Source organism: Tessaracoccus flavescens (assembly GCF_001998865.1).
Taxonomy (GTDB): domain Bacteria; phylum Actinomycetota; class Actinomycetes; order Propionibacteriales; family Propionibacteriaceae; genus Arachnia; species Arachnia flavescens.
This window is the reverse complement of sequence record NZ_CP019607.1, coordinates 2,471,880-2,489,828: the sequence shown is the minus strand read 5'-3', so window position 1 is coordinate 2,489,828 and position 17,949 is coordinate 2,471,880. Positions and strand designations below refer to the sequence as shown.

Annotated in this window: 25 protein-coding genes, 1 tRNA gene and 2 pseudogenes; 17 read left to right on the top strand and 11 right to left on the bottom strand. The window is 67.9% G+C overall.

What is annotated here, in order from left to right; translation table 11 throughout:
* Window positions 1–8: 8 nt before the first annotated feature.
* The gene (locus tag BW733_RS11890) at window positions 9–476 is read left to right on the top strand and encodes an aminoacyl-tRNA deacylase (protein WP_077350735.1); all 468 of its coding nucleotides are present in this window, start codon (window positions 9–11) and stop codon (window positions 474–476) included.
* On the opposite strand, the gene ypfJ is transcribed toward BW733_RS11890, so the two are convergent.
* Window positions 473–1,354: a KPN_02809 family neutral zinc metallopeptidase gene (gene ypfJ / locus BW733_RS11885; protein ID WP_077350733.1), complete on the bottom strand. Its 882-nt coding sequence runs from the start codon at window positions 1,352–1,354 to the stop codon at window positions 473–475. The genes BW733_RS11890 and ypfJ overlap by 4 nt on opposite strands.
* 136 nt (window positions 1,355–1,490) lie before the next feature.
* Between ypfJ and BW733_RS11880 the strand changes: the two genes are divergently transcribed.
* Window positions 1,491–2,186, top strand: a complete 696-nt coding sequence (locus tag BW733_RS11880; RefSeq protein WP_237268179.1) for an NUDIX hydrolase — start codon at window positions 1,491–1,493, stop codon at window positions 2,184–2,186.
* Here BW733_RS11880 and BW733_RS11875 read toward each other — a convergent pair.
* Together BW733_RS11875 and BW733_RS11870 are read right to left on the bottom strand one after the other, a co-directional pair.
* Entirely contained in the window at window positions 2,176–3,021 is an 846-nt protein-coding gene (locus tag BW733_RS11875; protein ID WP_077350731.1) for a Bax inhibitor-1/YccA family protein, read from the bottom strand. The genes BW733_RS11880 and BW733_RS11875 overlap by 11 nt on opposite strands.
* Before the next feature lie 597 nt (window positions 3,022–3,618).
* Window positions 3,619–3,900 carry a hypothetical protein gene (locus BW733_RS11870; protein WP_152024689.1) on the bottom strand — a complete coding sequence of 94 codons (282 nt, stop codon included), beginning with the start codon at window positions 3,898–3,900 and terminating at the stop codon, window positions 3,619–3,621.
* Here BW733_RS11870 and BW733_RS20130 point away from each other — a divergent pair.
* Window positions 3,875–3,991, top strand: a pseudogene (locus BW733_RS20130) (hypothetical protein); the annotation flags it as partial. The gene BW733_RS11870 and the pseudogene BW733_RS20130 overlap by 26 nt on opposite strands.
* Before the next feature lie 8 nt (window positions 3,992–3,999).
* Here the strand turns inward: BW733_RS20130 and BW733_RS19790 are convergent.
* Window positions 4,000–4,128 (bottom strand): hypothetical protein, encoded by a 129-nt coding sequence (locus tag BW733_RS19790; RefSeq protein ID WP_257787447.1) that lies wholly within the window; start codon window positions 4,126–4,128, stop codon window positions 4,000–4,002.
* 678 nt (window positions 4,129–4,806) lie between these two features.
* Between BW733_RS19790 and BW733_RS19785 the strand changes: the two genes are divergently transcribed.
* From BW733_RS19785 to BW733_RS19480, 3 genes are all read left to right on the top strand, one after another.
* Complete coding sequence (locus tag BW733_RS19785; RefSeq protein WP_257787446.1) at window positions 4,807–4,935, top strand: hypothetical protein; 129 nt, start codon at window positions 4,807–4,809, stop codon at window positions 4,933–4,935.
* Between the two features lie 83 nt (window positions 4,936–5,018).
* Window positions 5,019–6,044, top strand: coding sequence for an MBL fold metallo-hydrolase (locus tag BW733_RS11860; RefSeq protein ID WP_237268178.1), 1,026 nt, complete (start codon window positions 5,019–5,021; stop codon window positions 6,042–6,044).
* Between the two features lie 28 nt (window positions 6,045–6,072).
* Complete coding sequence (locus tag BW733_RS19480) at window positions 6,073–6,384, top strand: MBL fold metallo-hydrolase RNA specificity domain-containing protein (RefSeq protein ID WP_237268177.1); 312 nt, start codon at window positions 6,073–6,075, stop codon at window positions 6,382–6,384.
* Window positions 6,385–6,445: 61 nt separating this feature from the next.
* Here BW733_RS19480 and BW733_RS11855 read toward each other — a convergent pair whose 3' ends face one another.
* A complete protein-coding gene (locus BW733_RS11855; RefSeq protein ID WP_335755079.1) occupies window positions 6,446–7,111 on the bottom strand; it encodes an MFS transporter in 666 nt (221 codons plus the stop codon).
* A 164-nt stretch (window positions 7,112–7,275) separates the two neighbouring features.
* Here BW733_RS11855 and BW733_RS19880 point away from each other — a divergent pair, with 164 nt between their 5' ends.
* On the top strand, window positions 7,276–7,623 hold the full coding sequence (locus tag BW733_RS19880) for a hypothetical protein (protein ID WP_335755078.1): 348 nt from the start codon (window positions 7,276–7,278) through the stop codon (window positions 7,621–7,623).
* 12 nt (window positions 7,624–7,635) lie between these two features.
* A complete protein-coding gene (locus BW733_RS11850) occupies window positions 7,636–8,799 on the top strand; it encodes an ATP-dependent DNA ligase (protein ID WP_335755077.1) in 1,164 nt (387 codons plus the stop codon).
* 5 nt (window positions 8,800–8,804) lie between these two features.
* Here BW733_RS11850 and BW733_RS11845 read toward each other — a convergent pair whose 3' ends face one another.
* A complete protein-coding gene (locus tag BW733_RS11845; protein ID WP_077350723.1) occupies window positions 8,805–9,239 on the bottom strand; it encodes a DUF3060 domain-containing protein in 435 nt (144 codons plus the stop codon).
* 275 nt (window positions 9,240–9,514) lie between these two features.
* Between BW733_RS11845 and BW733_RS18305 the strand changes: the two genes are divergently transcribed.
* A complete protein-coding gene (locus tag BW733_RS18305) occupies window positions 9,515–9,673 on the top strand; it encodes a hypothetical protein (protein ID WP_161490220.1) in 159 nt (52 codons plus the stop codon).
* An 11-nt stretch (window positions 9,674–9,684) separates the two neighbouring features.
* Here the strand turns inward: BW733_RS18305 and BW733_RS11840 are convergent.
* Window positions 9,685–9,758 (bottom strand) — tRNA-Leu (locus BW733_RS11840).
* A 28-nt stretch (window positions 9,759–9,786) separates the two neighbouring features.
* Between BW733_RS11840 and BW733_RS11835 the strand changes: the two genes are divergently transcribed.
* Window positions 9,787–10,320 carry a hypothetical protein gene (locus BW733_RS11835; protein WP_077350721.1) on the top strand — a complete coding sequence of 178 codons (534 nt, stop codon included), beginning with the start codon at window positions 9,787–9,789 and terminating at the stop codon, window positions 10,318–10,320.
* Here the strand turns inward: BW733_RS11835 and BW733_RS11830 are convergent.
* Window positions 10,291–10,509, bottom strand: a complete 219-nt coding sequence (locus tag BW733_RS11830; RefSeq protein WP_077350719.1) for a type II toxin-antitoxin system antitoxin — start codon at window positions 10,507–10,509, stop codon at window positions 10,291–10,293. The genes BW733_RS11835 and BW733_RS11830 overlap by 30 nt on opposite strands.
* 31 nt (window positions 10,510–10,540) lie before the next feature.
* Entirely contained in the window at window positions 10,541–11,527 is a 987-nt protein-coding gene (locus BW733_RS11825; protein ID WP_077350717.1) for an SPFH domain-containing protein, read from the bottom strand.
* Window positions 11,528–11,715: 188 nt separating this feature from the next.
* Between BW733_RS11825 and BW733_RS11820 the strand changes: the two genes are divergently transcribed.
* The 3 genes from BW733_RS11820 (at window position 11,716) to BW733_RS11810 (ending at window position 14,398) form a co-directional block, all read left to right on the top strand.
* Window positions 11,716–12,186, top strand: coding sequence for an Hsp20/alpha crystallin family protein (locus BW733_RS11820; protein ID WP_077350715.1), 471 nt, complete (start codon window positions 11,716–11,718; stop codon window positions 12,184–12,186).
* A gap of 140 nt (window positions 12,187–12,326) precedes the next feature.
* Window positions 12,327–12,839 carry an NfeD family protein gene (locus BW733_RS11815; protein WP_077350713.1) on the top strand — a complete coding sequence of 171 codons (513 nt, stop codon included), beginning with the start codon at window positions 12,327–12,329 and terminating at the stop codon, window positions 12,837–12,839.
* A 38-nt stretch (window positions 12,840–12,877) separates the two neighbouring features.
* Complete coding sequence (locus BW733_RS11810) at window positions 12,878–14,398, top strand: flotillin family protein (RefSeq protein WP_077350711.1); 1,521 nt, start codon at window positions 12,878–12,880, stop codon at window positions 14,396–14,398.
* A 72-nt stretch (window positions 14,399–14,470) separates the two neighbouring features.
* Here BW733_RS11810 and BW733_RS11805 read toward each other — a convergent pair whose 3' ends face one another.
* Entirely contained in the window at window positions 14,471–15,298 is an 828-nt protein-coding gene (locus BW733_RS11805; RefSeq protein ID WP_077350709.1) for a MerR family transcriptional regulator, read from the bottom strand.
* 142 nt (window positions 15,299–15,440) lie between these two features.
* On the opposite strand from BW733_RS11805, the pseudogene BW733_RS19660 reads away from it, so the two are divergent.
* The 4 genes and pseudogenes from BW733_RS19660 to BW733_RS11795 form a co-directional block, all read left to right on the top strand.
* A pseudogene (locus tag BW733_RS19660) lies at window positions 15,441–15,833 on the top strand (SDR family NAD(P)-dependent oxidoreductase); the annotation flags it as partial.
* Between the two features lie 31 nt (window positions 15,834–15,864).
* Complete coding sequence (locus BW733_RS19735) at window positions 15,865–16,134, top strand: SDR family oxidoreductase (RefSeq protein ID WP_250638006.1); 270 nt, start codon at window positions 15,865–15,867, stop codon at window positions 16,132–16,134.
* The gene (locus BW733_RS19730) at window positions 16,077–16,346 is read left to right on the top strand and encodes an SDR family oxidoreductase (protein ID WP_250638012.1); all 270 of its coding nucleotides are present in this window, start codon (window positions 16,077–16,079) and stop codon (window positions 16,344–16,346) included. The genes BW733_RS19735 and BW733_RS19730 overlap by 58 nt, the downstream gene beginning before the upstream one ends.
* Window positions 16,347–16,453: 107 nt before the next feature.
* Window positions 16,454–17,248 (top strand): sigma-70 family RNA polymerase sigma factor, encoded by a 795-nt coding sequence (locus tag BW733_RS11795; RefSeq protein ID WP_077350707.1) that lies wholly within the window; start codon window positions 16,454–16,456, stop codon window positions 17,246–17,248.
* Window positions 17,249–17,274: 26 nt separating this feature from the next.
* Here BW733_RS11795 and BW733_RS11790 read toward each other — a convergent pair whose 3' ends face one another.
* Window positions 17,275–17,940 carry an ANTAR domain-containing protein gene (locus BW733_RS11790; RefSeq protein WP_202970192.1) on the bottom strand — a complete coding sequence of 222 codons (666 nt, stop codon included), beginning with the start codon at window positions 17,938–17,940 and terminating at the stop codon, window positions 17,275–17,277.
* Window positions 17,941–17,949 lie beyond the last annotated feature (9 nt).

Genomic DNA, 17,949 nt, shown 5'->3' with positions numbered 1-17,949 from the left:
CTTGGTCCATGACCACCAACCGTGCCGTCGAGGCGCTCAAGGCCTCGGGCCTTGCCCACGAGATCACCCGGCACGGCCGCGTCCGTTCGCTGGCAGAGGCTGCCGCGGCACGCGGCGTCGAGCCCTCCGCCATCGTCAAGACCATGGTGGTGCGGCGGGGCGAGGGAGACCACGTGCTCGTCCTCGTCCCAGGCGACCGGACGATCTCCTGGCCGAAGCTGCGTTCCCTGTTGGGCGTGAACCGGCTGTCGATGCCCGACGCCGACGAGGCGCGCGAGGTGACCGGGTTCGAACGCGGCACGATCACCCCGTTCGGCACGCTGACCGCCCTGCCGGTCGTCGCAGACGAGAGGATCGCTGGTGGCCGTGTCTCCATCGGCGCAGGCGAACACGGCGTCGCCGCGACGCTCGACGGGGATGCGCTGCTCGCGCACCTGTCGGCCACTGTGGCCGACGTCACCGACCCGGAGGCTTAGCCGCCCAGATCGTCGGTCGAGAAGGTGTCGCAGCTGCTCGGGTCGCCGCTCTGGAAGCCGGTGGCCGTCCAGTACTGACGCATCTGGGACGATCCGTGGGTCCAGCTCTCGGGGACGACGCGACCGCCGGACTGCTGCTGGATGTGGTCGTCGCCGACAGCACGAGCCGCCTCGACGATCCGGTCCAAGTCTTCCTGGGTGACCGACTCGATGGGCGAGTTCTGATCCTTGATGGTGTTGGCGAAGAACACGCCGGCGTAACAGTCGGCCTGCAGCTCGAGGCGGACCTGGGCCGACTTCGGGCCCGTGTCGTTGCCGCTGGAGCGCGCCTCGGACATCTGGCCGGTCAGGTTCGAGATGTGGTGGCCGTACTCGTGGGCCACGATGTAGAGCTCTGCGACGTCGCTGCGCTCGGTGCCGAGCTGCTGGAGCAGCTGGGCTGTGAACTGGTCGTCGAGGTAGATCGTGGTGTCGCCAGGGCAGTAGAAGGGGCCCATCTCCGAGGAGCCCGTGCCACACGCGGTCGCCACCTGGCCCGAGAAGATCTGCATACCGGCCGGCGGCTTGAAGCCCGAGGTGAAGGCGCCGGACCAGTAGTCGGTGAGCGCATTCTCGTAGACCACCCAGCGACAGTCCGGGTTGGCCTCGAGGTCATCGGTGTTGTCGCAGTTGGGCTGCCCCGCCGTGTTCTGGGTCCTGGGTTGGGTCTCCCCTCCTCCGAGCATGCTGCCGATGTCGCCGCCGAAGAACAGCGCGATCAGCAGCAGGACGATGCCTCCGAGTCCGCCGCCGACGGCGATCCTGCGGCCACCGCCGCCTCCGCCGCCGCCGTAGCGCACGCGGGACTGGTCGAGCCCGACATTGTCGCGATACTCCATCCGAACCACCTGCCGTTCCTGCCGGGTCGCCCCGAGCCTCTGTGACGGAACAAGCGTAGTGCGTCCAAGCGTGGTTCGGCGGCCAGACGCGACTCACGTGCCGATGCGCGTCATCAGCACCGACTAAGCTTTCTGAATGCGCGTCATCGGAGTCACCCACCCTCTGGGGGCGCCTGTGGCCGATTTCGCCATCACGCACGGGCAACATCCGAGGGTCACCATGTTCGACCACGGCTACCTGCCCGTGCGTCCCCTTGCCGCGACGCTCGTCGAGGACAGGGAGATCGCCTTCACCTGGTTGGTGCGCGAGATCACCGCGGCCGATCATCGCCCGCAGGAGCGCCACACCGTCTATGTTGCCTCGTCAGGGGAGAAACCGCAACGGCACCAGCGGATCGGCGCCTATGCGCTCGTCACCTCCGAGCGCGGGATCCTCGGCACAGTGAACTCGACGTTGACGCTCGCCCCCGGAACGTGGACGCTGCCCGGTGGCGGCGTGGATCCCGGCGAGTCCCCGTCCGATGCGGTGCTGCGCGAGGTGTTCGAGGAGACGGGCCAGGAGATCGTCATCGACCGGGTCCTGACCCTTGAGTCGGAGCACTGGATCGGCCGCTCTATCTCAGGAACGCTCGAGGATTTCCACGCCCTGCGCATCGTCTACGGGGCGACATGCAAAACACCCAGCGACCCGGTCGTCCATGACATCGGTGGATCGACTCAGCGGGCCGACTGGGTGCCTGTGCGCTCGTGGCGCACGCTGCACTGGACCAACAGCTCCCGGACGCTGCTCGCGCAGTACGCCAGGCGGCTGTCGCGTCCGGTCAGTCCCTGAAGTAGCTCAGGATGCGCAGGATCTCGGTGTAGAGCCACACCATCGTGATGGTGATGCCGAAGGCTGCGCGCCACGACTCCTGCGCCGGGGCCTGCGCCGCGATGCCGCGCTCGACCGAGTCGAAGTCGGTGATCAGATTCAGCACGGCGAGCAGGACGGCCACCACGGAGATGCCGATGGCCAGCCAGCCCGCGCCGGAGCCGACCTCGCGGATCGGGGTGTTGACGCCGAACAGGAACAGCACGAAGTTGACGAGCAGGACGCCTGCCAGCGACATCGTCGCGATGGTGACGACCTTGCGGAACTTGTCGGTCACCCGGATGTTGAAGAACTTGTAGGCGGCGAGCGTCGCGGCCGCCGTCACGAACGTGGCGAGGACGGCGTTGACGACGATGCCTGGCCACATCAGCTCGAAGAACTTCGAGAAGGCGCCGACGAAGATGCCTTCGACCACCGCGTAGAACAGGACGCCACCGATTGGCAGCTTCGCCCGTCCGGCGACGAGGAACACCGTGACGAGGCCGACGATGCCCGAGCCGATCAGGGCGGGGGTCAGCAACTGCACGGGGATGAACAGGAAGGCCAGCACGGCGGCCGCGGCGACCACTCCGAGCGTGATCGCCGTCTTGGCGATGACGTCGTCAAGCGTCATCACCGCGCCGGTGGACGCGGGCTGCTGGTACGGGTTGTAGGTCGGTCCCTGCTGCTGCGGGAACTGCTGCTGGTACGGGTCCTGCCCGGGGGCCTGCTGCTGCCCGTACCCCTGTGGGTAGGTCTGCTGCGGGGTGCTGTGACGCGTGAAGGCGTCCGGGCGACCGATGATCGGATTTGCCATCTCAGGTGCTCTCTCTTCAGTCTCGCTATGGAGGCTTCCTCCCTCCATCCTACCGTGCGCTTCAACGCGCCACGAGGGTATTTTCCGCCCACCCACGCGTCACGCCCGGATCACCTCTGCTCCCTAACGTCCAAGACGAACCTCGAACAAGTGAGTCACGAATGCTTGTCCACCGCGAGGCGTGCCGTCGGCGCGCTCACCGCCACAGTGATCCTCGCCGGGGCGGTGACGCTTGCGCCGACCGCAGGCGCCGCCCCAGTCCCCCTCATCTCCACGGCAGGCACGACCTGGCGCTACCCTCGACGACGGGACCGGCCCGTCCGTAGATCCCGATGCCTGGACGAGGCCCGGCTTTCGACCACGCCGCCTGGACCAAGGCCAAGGGCTCCTTCGGCGCCCTGCGCGGGCCATCGGCGAGCTCTAGGGCGGATACACGCCGAAGACGCTGCTGTCGCAGTACGCCTCGGGCACCACCGACCGTCCCGCATTCTTCTTCCGCACGGAGATCACGGCCACCGCGGAGCAGCTGGGTGCCGCGCGCAGCGCCACCGCAGAGGTCCTCTACGACGACGCGGTCTCGCTGTTCGTCAACGGCCGCTACATCGGAGGCGGGGATGACGCCGCCATCCAGGCCAGCGCCACGAGGAACCCCGACTTCGGAGGCTCGAACGCCTCCACGCCGAAGCTGGCAACCGTCTCCATCCCGCTCGATGCGATCTCGGCAGGCACCAACACGGTCGCCCTGCGGCCGAACCAGGGACGCGAGTCCAGCTCGGACCTGCACCTGGACGCCCTCTCGCTCACCCTCGACGACACGCAGGCGGCCGTCGAGTCGTCGAACCCGACGTCCCAGGTGAAGGACAGGGCCTTCCCCCACACTGCGCGCAGCTTCGCGGCTGTCTCGGGCGAGGCGGCGGCCCCCGGCCAGAGCTTCCACCACGTCACCTTCGACAACCTCGCACCCGCGACCTCGTACACCTACCGGATCGGCTCCCAGGACGCCTGGCTCGGCACGCACACCTTCACCACACCGGCAGCCGGCCCGGTCGAGTTCTTCTTGCGGGTGCCGACCTTCAGCCCCCTCACCGTGACGGAGTGCTCCTCCACCGTGACCACCTACCGCACCACCGACCGCGCTGTGGTCGACGAGGTCACGGTCAACTCGACGAAGGCCTGTCCGGAGCTCGAGGCGCCCGCCGTGACGCTGAAGGCGTCCGAGGTGGCCGCGTTCGATCCCCTTGCGGGCGTCGTCGCGACCGACCCGTGCGACAAGGGACTGAAGATCACCCACGACTCGGGCGAGGTCGGTTCGGAGCCGGGCGACTACACCCTCGGCTACAGCGTCACCGACGGTTACGGCAACGAGGTGAGCGCAGAGCGCGTCGTCACCGTCACTGCAGACCCGACGCCCACGCCGGAGCCGAGCCCGTCGCCCTCGACGAGCCCCAGCCCAACGGCCACCCCATCCCCCACCCCGACGCCCCGGCCCACACCGTCGGCGACCCCGACGCCCGGACCGGGCGACCTGTACACCACGCCGGGCGTGCACCGGGTCGGCGGCCGGGTGTGGATGACGGCCTGCGAGGACTATTCTCAGACCCGCCGTTGCTGGACCAACATCTGGGGCACGACGGTCAAGAACGCGGGCGCGGGGTGCAGCGTCACCAACGGCTGGATGTTCAACAACCTCACCTACCTGCCGTCCAGGCGCGCCCTGTGGGCGGGCAACCCCCTCGGCAACACCGGGGCCTGGACTGCCTCGGACGCTCGCCGCTGGCGCACCGAGTGCGACACCGCGGCCACCGGTCGGGGCGGGTGTCGGTCTATGCCGAGGCGACCGTCATCGAGACGGTCTCCGGTGGCTACCGGGAGACCACGAAGTTCGTGTTCAACAACATGGTCCGCTTCTCCTGACCAGCGCTGGGAGGGGCCGACGATCCGTCGGCCCCTCCCTTCGTCTTCCGGTGCGACAACGGCGTTGCGTGCGACGATCGGGTATGAGCGCACCAACCCTGACTTTTCTCGGCGCCTCAGGCACCGTCACCGGATCCAAGTACCTCCTGACCATCGGCGAGACCCGGCTGCTGGTCGACGCGGGCATGTTCCAGGGCGAGAAGCAGTGGCGCAACCGCAACCGCGAACCGTTCCCCGTCGACCCGGCCTCGATCGACGCGATCCTGCTCACCCACGCCCACGCTGACCACTCGTCCTACCTGCCCGCCCTTGTCAAGCACGGCTTCTCCGGACCGATCTACGCGACCGAGGCCTCGATCCGATTGGCGGAGATCGTGCTGCGCGACTCGGGAAAGCTGCAGGAACAGGCGACCGACGACGCCGTGCGCGGTGGCTGGTCCAAGCACGACAACCCGGAGGCGCTGTACACCACCGCGGATGTCGAGGCGACCCTCCCCCTGTTCCGCGCCGTCGAGTGGAACACCAACATCGACGTCGAAGGCGTCGCCTGGGCGCGCTGGGCGCGCTCGGCCCACATCCTCGGATCGGCGAGCATCCATGTCGAGGCCGGCCCGTACAGCGTGCTGTTCTCCGGTGATCTGGGCCGCCACGATCACCCGATCCTCAGGGACAGGGAGACCCCGGAGGGAGCCGATGTCGTCCTCTGCGAGTCGACCTACGGCGACCGCGAGCATCCCGAGCCGGAGGTCGCGCACGAGATCTTCGCCGACGCGATCCGCCGGACCATCGATCGCGGGGGACAGGTCGTCGTGCCCGCCTTCGCCATCGACCGGACGGAGACGGTGCTGCACGCGCTGGTCCAGATGCGACGCGAGGGGCGGATCCCCGATGTGCCGGTGGTCGTCGACGGCCCCATGTCGCTCGCCGCGCTCGACGTCTACCGCGACTCGCACGACGAACTGCACGACGACATCACCGTGGCCGACTTCACCGGCCTCAACCTGACCGAGACCCGCAGGGGGGCCGAGTCGCGCAAGCTGAACCGTCGCCGCGATCCGATGATCATCATCTCCTCCTCGGGGATGGCCGAGGGGGGCCGCGTGCTCTAGACTGCTCCCCGACCCGCGCAACACCGTCGTGATCACCGGCTACCAGGCGGTCGGAACCCGCGGGCGCCAACTCGAGGACGGGGCGCACACCGTCAAGATCAACGGTCGCTACGTCCCGGTCAGGGCCGAGATCGTGCGCGACAGGGAGTTCTCGGTCCACGGCGACCGGTCCGACCTGCTCGACTGGCTCAAGGCCCTCGATCCCGCCCCGAAGATCGTCTTCGTCGTGCACGGCGAGCCGCAGGTCGCCGCGTCGTTCGCCACCGACATCGAACAGGAACTCGGCTACCCAGCCGTCGTGCCGCACCACGGAGAGGTGGTCAGCCTCGACGTCCCCTAGTCAGGAAAGCGTTTCAAATCCCGCCCCTTGTCAAGGCCGGTTTGCCGTGCGTCCGCCGAGTTCAGGGGGTTGACCGGCCCTTCACAAGGGGTTTGAATGACGCAAAGCCTGCCAGCCGCGGGCCCTGGATGCCGAAGACGATCAGGAAGAGCCCGAGTGCGCTCAGGGCGACGCCGAGCCAGTCGAACGAATGGCTGTGCGTCTCCAACTTCGACACATTGACTGCGACGAGGACCATGCCCGCGATCCCGACCGGCACGTTGATGAAGAAGATCCACTCCCAGCCGAAGGCGTCGACGAGGAAACCGCCGAGCAGCGGACCGACCAGCATGGCGAGGCCCGCGACGCTTCCCCACAGCCCCATCGGCGCGCCGCGGCGCTCTGGTGGGAAGGTCCGCATGATCACGGCCATCGTCTGCGGAGCCATCAGCGCCGCGCCGAGCCCCTGAACGACGCGGGCGAGGATCAGCATCTCGATGCTGCCCGCCAGAGCGCACCACAGCGACGACGCGGTGAACACGAAGAGCCCCGCGATGAAGACGGTCTTGAGGCCGAGCCGGTCGCCCATCCGCCCGGTGATCAGCAGCGGGACCGCGTGGGCGAGGAGGTAGGCGCTCGTTACCCAGATCACGTTGTTCAGGTCGGCCCCGAAGGCGCTCATGATGTGCGGCATCGCGATCGTGACGATCGTCGAGTCGACCAGGATCATGAAGAAGCCGATGATCATGGACAGGAATCCCGGCCATGGGGATCGCGCGGCGTCCACAGTGCACTCCAGATCTGCGCACCGTCCGACGCGCCCCGCGAAATCTACGCCCGAGGTGTGACAGAGACAAGGAAACGAGGGGGGAATCTTCAGCGGACGACGCATGACACGAGCACAATTGTTTCGTGTCCACTCTCCTGACCGAGGTCGTGCGGGCCTCCTCTGAGGTCTCCGCTGCGAGCGCCCGAGGGGTGAAGGTGGCGGTGCTGGCCGACCTGTTGGGCAGGGTGCCACCCGAGGACGTCGACCTGGTCGCGCACTATCTGGCAGGCACGCTTCGGCAACGTCGCACCGGGGTCGACTGGGGATCGCTGCGCGAGCGGCCGACACCCGCCGTCGGGGCCACCCTCGACGTCGCCGCCGTCGACGCGGCCTTCGATCGCCTGGCCGCCCTCTCCGGCCAGGGCTCGGTCGCGGCAAGGAAGGAGGAGCTCCGCGACCTCTTCGGGGCGGCGACCGCCTCCGAGCAGTAGTGGCTCGCCGCCGTGGTCACGGGGAACCTGCGACAGGGCGCCCTCGACGCGATGGTGCTCGACGCGGCGGCGAAAGCGGCAGGGGTCCCGCTCGCCGAGATCCGCAGGGCGGCGATGCTCTCCGGCTCTGTCGCGACCGCTGCACGCCTGGCGCTGACCGGCGGCCGGGACGCCCTGAGCGCGGTGGGTCTGCAGGTCGGACGGCCGGTCCTTCCGATGCTGGCCGCCTCCGAGAAGACCGTCGAGGCGGCAGTTGCGAAGGCGACGGGCGGGTCAGGAGGCGCGGTGGCCGTCGACGCGAAGCTCGACGGGATCCGGCTGCAGGTCCATCGCGACGAAGACGTCGTACGGCTGGCCACCCGCACCCTGCAGGACGTGACCGCGCGGCTGCCGGAGGTCGTCGAGGCGGTGCTCGCGCTGCCCGTGACGCGCTGCGTGCTGGACGGGGAGGCCATCGCGCTGGATCCGGACGGAAGAGCGATGGCCTTCCAGGAGACGGCAGCACGCACCGCGGCCGACGCGGGCACCGAGATCACGACATTCTTCTTCGACGCGCTGCATGTCGACGGCCGTGACCTGCTGGACGAGCCCGCCCACGTCAGGTTCGCCGAGCTGGAGCGGATCGTCCCGGAACCGCTGAGGGTGGCCCGGATCGTCACCGACGATGCGGCCGTGGCAGAGGACTTCGCGCGCGACATGCTCGCCGCCGGGCACGAGGGCGTCGTCGTGAAGAACCTGGAGTCGCCCTACGCGGCGGGACGACGCGGATCGGCGTGGGTGAAGGTGAAGCCGGTGCACACGCTCGACCTGGTGGTGCTGGCCGTCGAACGTGGCAGCGGTCGCCGGAAGGGGACCCTTTCCAACATCCACCTCGGCGCCCGGGACCCGGACACGGGCGGCTTCGTGCTGCTCGGCAAGACGTTCAAGGGGATGACCGACGCCATGCTCGCGTGGCAGACGCGGCGCTTCACCGAGCTCTCGACGGGCGACGACGGGTGGACCGTTTCGGTGCGCCCCGAGCAGGTGGTCGAGATCGCCTTCGACGGCGTGCAGCGGTCGCGGCGCTATCCGGGCGGCGTGGCTCTGCGCTTCGCGCGGGTCCTGCGTTACCGGGACGACAAGCGGGCGGACGAGGCCGACACCATCGACGCGGTCCGGGCCTTTCTGCGGACCTGAAGGCCTCATTCGGCCTTCCGCACCACCGACATCTCGCCCCTGTTGTCCACCTGCGGTGCTCCCTGCTCGTACTGGACGAGCGATGCCTGCCCTCCGGGCTCGATCCTGACCTCGTCGAGGCTGCGTGCGATCACGACGCTGCCGTAACCCGTGATCCGCAGCGAACCGATGCTTTCAGCGACGACGAGCACAGACTCCCCGCTGATGGTGACCTTCTCGCAGTCGCCGACGATCTTGACCGTGTCGTCGAACTCGTCGATCGTCACCTCTCCGGACGAGCAGTCGAGTTCGTCGTCGATCGCCGCGGCTACTGCGGCGCGGTCAAGCAGCCCGTCGGCCGAGACACTCGGCGCATCGATGCTCGGCGTGACCGTCGGCTCGGGGATGGCACTGCAGCCCACGACAAGCAGGGCGAGCAGCGATAGGCAGCGACGGAGCATGGGCTCAGCCTAGGCGCTCGCCTGAGCGGTCGGCGCCGCTGACTTAGGCTTGAACCACGGACGGCACCCGACTCGGCAGACTCAGCCTGCGACTCGACGCCCTCTACTGCCTTCTGCTCGGCCTCATCATCGCGATCGCCGGCGTCCGATCGCCGACACTGTCGCCCTCCCCGTGCCTCTTGTGACCGTCACCGGGCTGGCGTCGTGCTCTGGGCCGGCGTCGTGGAGCTGGTCCGGGCCCGGGTCCGCCTCGCCTCGGCCCTGCGGACCGTGTTGTGGGCAACGTCGGCGCCGCGCTGGCGCTTGCCGTCTTCTCCGCAACGCTCGCGCCGCTTGTCGTGCTGCTGGTCGGGCTCGCCGTCGCGATCGACGTCGCCCTGTTCGCCGGGAGCCAGGTCGCCGCACTCGGAAGGCTGCGCTCCGCCGCCGCGTGAGCCAGCCTCGGTGCCCCCGACGGGATTCGAACCCGCACTCGGGCGGGTTTAAGCCGCCTGCCTCTGCCAGTTGGGCTACGAGGGCGTGTCTTGTCAGTCTAGTGAGGCAGAGTGTGGCCATTCGCCGCCACGCAGCCGGGTCCATCGTCGTCCTCGACCTGTCCCTCGTGCTGGGGTTCCTCATCAGCCAGGCGTTGACGGGCTTTCTCGCCATCGAGTGCAGGGACAAGGAGGTCCCGGCGGAGCAGGCCAGCGCCGTCGACGAGGTGGTTCCCGACACCATCGCCGGGCTGGGCGAGACCCCGGCACTCGAGCACCGCTTCGTCGAGACGGGCGCCGTCGGCGGGGTGGCGGACCTCGCCGCCTACGAGGCACAGACGGACTACCAGCACACCTCGGGCGCGCTCGAACAGGTGCTGCTCCCCGAGGCGCCCTACGTCGATGAGGAGGCCCTGGCCAGGGTCGACGAGGAGTGGCGAGCCTACATCGACCACGTCGTCGCCATGGGCTACTACGGCGTGTTCGTCGGCGGCTTCCTCGAGTACGTCTGGCTGCTCGCCGCGGGGGGCGCCGTCGCGCTGATCGGCGGGCTGCTGGCGATCGGCCGACGGCGCCGCTTAGCCGACGGCGTCGCCGTCGGAGCATGACCTCGGCGGACGGCCCCTCACCAGCAGGTCTCCGGCGGCCTTGGGCATCCGCCCGGCGCGCTTGAGGGCGTCTCGGAGGAGTACCTCCATCTGCGCGTTGACGGAGCGCATGTCGTCGGCCGCCCATCGGGCGAGGGCGTCGTGCACGGCGGGGTCCAGGCGGAGCAGGACGCTCTTGCGCTCCGCCATCACAGGACCTCCGCCGTCGCCACGATTATCATCAGTTGTAGAGTGTGCCCGCGTTGACGACGGGGGTGACGCGAGAGTCACCGGTGAGCACCACGAGCAGGTTGGACACCATGGCGGCCTTGCGTTTGTCGTCCCGGGAGACGACGTTGTTGGACTCGAGCCGCTCCAGAGCGGTCTCCACCATCGACACGGCGCCCTCGACGATCTTCTCGCGGGCCGCGATGATGGCCGACGCCTGCTGGCGCTGCAGCATCGCTTGGGCGATCTCGGGGGCGTAGGCGAGCGACGAGATGCGGGTCTCCACCACCTCGAGGCCGGCCATCGCGATGCGCGCGGCCACTTCCTCGGACAGTTCCTTGGCGACGAGCTCTGTGGAGCCGCGGAGGCTCTCCTCCCCCGGGCCGGCGTAGTCGTAGGGGTGGGTGGTGGCGACGTGGCGCAGCGCCGACTCGGCCTGGACGGCGACGAACTCATCGTACTTCTCGACGGCGAACACGGACTTGGCGGTGTCGGCCACCTGCCACACCACGATGGCGGCGATGGTGACGGGGTTGCCGTCGGCGTCGTTGACCTTGAGCTCGTTGGTCTCGAAGTTGCGGACCTTGACCGAGACCTTCTTCTTCGTGGTGAACGGCACTGTCATCAGCACGCCGGAGCGGCGGATGGTGCCGATGTAGCGGCCGAAGAACTGGACCACCTTCGTGTCGCCGGGGCTGACGATGGTGAGGCTGGAGAAGACGACCATCGCGAGGATGAACAGGAGCATGGCCAGCACCAACTGCGGGCCACCGCCGGTGCCGGCGTCGAGCTGGATGGTGGCCGGCACGACCTGCGAGACGGCAACGCCGAGGAGGACGACGGCGACGGCGAACGCGAGCAGGCCGTCGATGTACCAGGCCTTCTTCTCCTGGATGTCGACTCGGGTCCCCTCGCGCCCGACCGGGCGGCCGGCGGGGTGACCACCGACGGAGTCGCCGTCGGGATCGGTGGAGGGAGCGGGGACGAGCGGGTTGCTCATGGTGTCGCCTTTCAAGTAGTCGATATCAAAGTGATATCGACACTTTTTCACGGGGCGGTCAAGGACACCAGGGCCGGTTTTCAACCTTGAGCGAACTCAACTCAACTTGGGCTTGACGGTTCAAGGAATACGTCCTAAAGTTGAGCCCAGAACACTCAACCCGCCATTTCAACGAGAGGAGTTCCCAAATGGCACGCACCTTCGATCCCTTCCGCGACATGGACCGTCTCTTCGATGAGGTCGCCCGGACGGCGTCCCAGCCGGGCCTGGCGATGGACCTCTACCGCAGCGGCGACAATTTCGTGGCCGAGTTCGACCTGCCGGGTGTCGACCCCTCGTCCATCGACATCGACATCGACGACCGGACGCTGACCGTCCGCGCCGAGCGCACCAGCCGCGCGGGCGAGGCCGAGCAGTGGCTCGTCCGCGAGCGCGCGAACGGCACTGTGGCCCGCCAGCTCTCGCTGGGCCGCGGCGTCGACTCGGCGCAAATCGCCGCCGACTACTCCGACGGCGTACTGACGCTCACCATCCCGGTGGCCGAGGAGTCGAAGCCGCGGAAGATCTCCGTGCAACACACGCAGGCCAGCCGAGAGATCGAGCCGGACACGGTCAAGGGCGAGGTCGCCTCCGAGGACGAGAACCTGTCTGAGAACTGACCTCTTCGACGGCGATGGCCACGGGTGGCGCGATGCCCCCGTGGCCGTCGCCATGTCCAGGCAGACAACCCGGGACCGGGGTCTGATCCCAGTGGACGGGACGCCCGCTACCCTGTGGAAGAGAGCAAACGAGGGGCACAGTGACGACTTTTCTCACCATCGGGGCCATTGGCGTGGCGCTGGTGCTCGTCACGCTCGTCGTCGGTGACCTCCTCGACGGACTGCTGCATCTCGATGTCCTCGGTGGCGACCTCTTCTCCATCTCCAGCCTCGCCGCCTTCGTCGGCGCCTTCGGCTTCGGCGGCGCCATCGGGCTCGCCCTGATCGACAACATGCTCGTCGCCGTCATCGTCGGACTCGTGGTCGGAGCGCTCGCAGCGTGGGGAGCGATCTCGCTGACCAGGGCACTGAAGTCCGGTGAGGACGCGGCCAGCTTCCGCTCCGATTCGATGATCGGCCACTCCGGCCAGGTGATCACCGCGATCCCCGAGGGCGGCTACGGAGAGATCCGCATCTCGGCCGGGGGCCACGTCCGCAAGTTGAGCGCAAAGGCCACCGAGCCCGTCCTGCCGGGCCAGGAGGTCTGGGTCTCAGCGATCCTCTCCCCCACCGCCGTAGAGGTCACCCCCACCACCCCAGAACTCACCGCCTGATCCACCAGCGCACCGAACCGCCAGAAAGAAAGGCTGCCATGCCAACACTGAGTCCCATCGCGATCGCCATCATCGGGTTGGTGGTCCTCCTCCTGCTCGTGGGTCTGCTGATCGCGAGCCGCTACAAGGTCGCCAAGCCAAGCGAGGCGTTCATCATCACCGGCCGTAAGGGCAAGGAGGTGCGCAACCCGGAGACGGGTCTCGTCTCCACCGACCTCAGCGGCCAGAAGGTCGTGATGGGCGGCGGCGTGTTCGTCGTCCCGTTCATCCAGCGCCTGCACGTGCTCGACCTGTCGTCGCGCCGCATCATGGTCACCATCCGCAACGCCGTGTCCGGCCAGGGCATCAAGCTCAACGTCGACGGCGTCGCCATCGTCAAGGTCGGCGGCAACGAGGACTCGATCCGCGCGGCCGCGCAACGCTTCCTCTCCCAGCAGGACGAGATCGAGACGTTCACCCAGGAGACCCTGGCGGGCTCGCTGCGTTCGATCGTCGGCTCGCTGACGGTCGAGCAGATCATCCGTGACCGCGCCGCCTTCGCGCAGCGGGTCACCGACGAGTCGGAGTCGTCATTGACAGGCCAGGGCCTTGTACTGGACACCTTCCAGATCCAGGACATCACCGACGACGGCTCCTACCTGAGCGACCTCGGTCGGCCGGAGTCGGCCAAGCTCGGCCGCATGGCAGCGGTTGCAGAGGCCGAGGCCCGCCGTGAGGCCGAGCAGGCGACGATCGCCGCCGAGCAGCAGATCGCCATCTCGCAGCGCGAGTTGGTGCTGAAGCAGGCAGAGATCCAGTCGGAGACCGACGCAGCCCGCGCCACGGCCGCGGCCGCAGGGCCCCTCGCCCAGGCTGATCGGGACCAGGCCATCCTGCAGGAGCAAGAGAAGGTTGCCGTCGCGCAGGCCGCCCTGAAGGAGCGCCAGCTCGACACCGAGGTGCGTCGACCGGCAGACGCCGAGCGGTACCGGGTGGAGACGGCAGCAGAGGCTCAGCGCAACGCTGCCATCTTCGAGGCCGAGGCACGCAAGGCGGCCAGCATCGCCAACGCGGAGGCGGACGCTGAGAAGGCCCGCCTCACGGGTGTCGGCGAAAAGTCGAGGCGATCGGCGCTCGCAGAGGCGGAGGCCATCGAGGGCGCCAAGCGGGGCGAGGCAGAAAAGGCCCGCCGTATCGCGGAGGCGGAGGCCGTCAGGGCTGAGGGTGAGGCCAAGGCCGCCGCGGTCCTCGCGGTCGGCCAGGCCGAGGCGGAGGCGATGGACAAGCGGGCCGAGGCATTCGCGCACTACAACGATGCCGCTGTGCTGCAGATGCTCATCGAGGTGCTCCCGGAGATGGCAGGCAGGATCGCTGCGCCAATGAGCAGCATCGACAAGCTGACCGTGATCTCCTCGGACGGCGCGTCGACTCTCCCGCGTCAGGTCAACGACAACGTGTTGCAGACCATCCAGCTCCTGAAGGACACCACCGGTTTCGACCTGTCGAACCTGATCGACCGGTTCTCGGGCGCCAAGAAGGACGACCAGGAGTCGGACGTCGTCAAGGGCGATCTGGCCTGAGACCTCTCCTGACCGGACGCGCCGACCTGGCCGGTCGGCGCGTCCTTTCACATCCGGGGTCGGGAACGCGGCTCAGCTGTGGATCGGGAAGCACACCTCGGTCACCCAGGTGGCGGGGTCCGGATTCTGCGCCGGGCTTACGCGGTAGATGTTGGACATCGTTCCCGTCTCCAGCCCGTTGGCCGCGATGTAGGCGCCGATGGCAGCGGTGACCTCGGGCAAGCCTTCGTAGCCGCCCTTGAGGGTGGCCATCACCACATCGACCGCGGGCACCTGACACGCGAGCGGCGCGACGGCGACAAAGGGGGCCTCGACCTGGAGCCACACCTCCACATCGACGTCAGCCTCGCGGAACTCCGCGTCGTAGAACGTGGCCCCGCCCAGGCCATGAGGCGATGGTACAGCGGTGCTGACCGGCAGCAGGTTCGAGAGCTCGGACCACAACGCTCCCTCGTCGGAATAGGTGGGGATGATGCGACGGATGGCGGCAACGGTGTGTGCGGATAGGGTTTCGGTGCGGACGTTGATGTCCATCGGGGACTCCTGAAGATAGGTGTTGATGCGGTCGAACGCGTTCTCCAAGTTGACGACCCGTTCGCGTTCGGCGGCGATCCGCCTTCGCTGGTGGGTCAACAGCTCTCTGAGGCGTTCAGGATTGTCGCGGTGGATCAGTGCCTGAGCGATGTCTGCCACCGGAAGGCCCGCATCCCTCATCGCCACCACCCAGTGGGCGGTGACAAGCTGCTCCGCCCGGTAGTAGCGGTGACCTGTGTACGGGTCGACCGAGTCGGGTTCGAGGATCCCGTTGTCCTGATAATGCCTCAGCATCCTCACGCTGATCCTGCTCAGGTTTGAGAAGACCCCGATCCGCAGCAGCTCGTCTCCACTTCGACTCTCCATGCGACCAGCACACATGCTGACACCGTGTCAGAAGCAACCCGTCGCCACAAGGCCACCGCTGGGACATCCAGACGGGCGACCGCCGACAGAAGGCCCACTGCCCATGTGTGTCACTCGCGGCACCGTTGGGTAAGGGAGGGACATGAACACGAACACACCTCATGGGCCCAAGGAGACAGCACAGGACAAGGCGACAAGGGACGGAGGCCTCCCCGAACAGGAGCAGCAGCCGCCGGGTCTCACGACCGACATGACGCCGGTTCCGGACCATGGCGAGGAGACCTGGACGGGGCGCGACCGGCTGAAGGGGCGCACGGCGCTGATCACGGGCGGTGACTCGGGTATCGGCAGGGCCGTCGCAATCGCCTTCGCGCGCGAAGGCTGCGACGTGGCCATCAGCTATCTCCCGCAGGAACAGAGCGATGCGGACGATGTCGCAGCATGGGTTGAGAAGGCGGGCCGGCGGTGCATTCTGTTGCCGGGCGACCTGACCGACGAGAAGACGGCGCGCGGGGCCGTCGATGACGCCGTCGCACAGCTCGGCGGGCTGGACATCCTCGTCAACAATGCATCAATGGGCCAGGCGAGAGAACGGGCTCGAGGATCTGACCACCGACGAGATGGACCGGGTCTTCAAGACCAACCTCTACGCCCTGTTCTGGGTCACCCAGCAGGCGCTTGGCGCCATGGGCGAGGGATCCAGCATCATCAACGTCAGCTCGATCCAGGCCTACGACCCTTCGGTCCCGCTGATCGACTCGCAGCCACCAAGGCGGCGATCAACAACTTCACGGTCAACCTCGCCGCCGAGCTCGGGCCACGTGGAATCCGGGTGAACGCGGTTGCCCCCGGCCCCATCTGGACACCGCTACAACCAGCCACCCGCGAACCATCAACCATCCCGGGTTTCGGTGAGGACACGCCGCTGGGCCGGCCGGGCCAGCCCGCGGAGTTGGCCGGAGCCTTCGTGTTCCTCGCCTCCGACCTCGAAGCGTCCTACGTCTCTGGCACTGTCCTTGGCGTCACGGGCGGTAGGCCGGTGTTCTGATCTACATGCCTCCGGTTGCCACATCTGCACCGGTGCCGTGGCATCGTTGGACGCGTCAAGGGGTCAAACCACGTGCCTAACTTGCGAACCTGTCCGGAAGGTTTGCCATGCCACGTGCCCAAACCGCAGCAACCCCACATCAAGCGCGAGAGAGCCGCACGCACACCCTGTTCCAGGAGCTCCTGGTAACCAGGGCGCAGAGCGAACGCGAACTCCTCACCCGGGAGATCGCCCAGCTCAACCTTCCGCTCTGCACCGCCGTCGCAAGCCGATTCTTCGGCCGCGGTAATGACCGTGATGACCTCATTCAGGTCGCCAGGGTCGGGCTACTGCTGGTGATCCGGCGGTACCGCCCCGGAAGGGGCCCAGCCTTCGCATCCTTCGCAGTGCCCACGATATCCGGCGAGCTCAAGCGCCATTTCCGGGACCAGTGCTGGATCGTCCGCCCACCCCGCTCGATCCAGGAGCTGCATCCCCGGGTGGTCGATTCCCGCAGGGTGCTGGAGCAGGAGCTGGGGCATCCTCCTACGCTCGCCGAGATTGCCCGCCACCTCGGAGTGGAAGTGGGGCGGGTGACGGCGTGCATGGGCGCGCCCACCGGCTTCCACCCCATCTCGCTGGATAGTGCGACGCATCCCGACTCCTCTGTGCGTCTCATCGAGACCCTCCCGGCTGAAGACGTCGTCGATCACCTCATCGACCGGATCTGGCTCGATCGTGCGGTGCAGAGCCTGCCGGCTCAGGACCGTCTGCTGATCCGGCTGCGGTTCGTTGAGTCCCTCTCCCAGACCCAGATAGCCTCACGTCTGGGAGTCTCGCAGATGCAGGTCTCACGGCAGCTGCGTCGAGTCCTCAGGCTGCTCCGGTCACGGCTCCATGAGCCTGAGGGGCAGGCAGCGTAGCCGAAAGGGTGCCAGGCTACGACCGGTCACGCCTCACCCGGTTCGAGACCCGTCTCGATGATCCTGGCCGCGAGATCGCGCAGCTTCACGTTGCGGTCCTGGCTCGCTCGGCGAAGCTCGTTGAATGCCTCAACTGTCGAGAACCGATGCCGCTCGACGAGGATCCCCGTCGCCTGGCCGATCTGACGGTGGCTCTCGACGGCGCGTCTCAGGTCGGCCTCCCTGCCCGCCGCCTCATGGGCAGCCGACATCCGCTGAAGCCCCGCAGCGAAGGCAGCCGCCATCACGTCCGCGGCGATCATCTCCTCAACGCTGATCCTCCGTGGGCGCGGAAACTGCACCCAGGCCCTCGCCTCGATATCGGAAGGCGGTGGGATGAGCAGGATGCCGGGGCGCAGGCTGGCGGAGTCGGCGCTGACCCTGCCGTCGAGACCGTGGAGGACCGCAGCGGACAGCCCCGAGGGCTCGACGACATCGAGCGCGTTGAACCAGTGCAGGTCGGTGCCGTCACTGAGACGGATGGTGCATTCACCGTCGAACAGGAGGCCAAAGCCGTGCTCTGCGAGGCTGATCAGATCGCCCATGTCCTGCGCCGTGGCGAAATCTCGACTGACCTCGGCAGCGGCTGCACGCCGACCATGGGCCGATTGTCCGGTGGAGATGTCGCGCAGGATCCGCAGATGCGTGACCACACCGGAGCC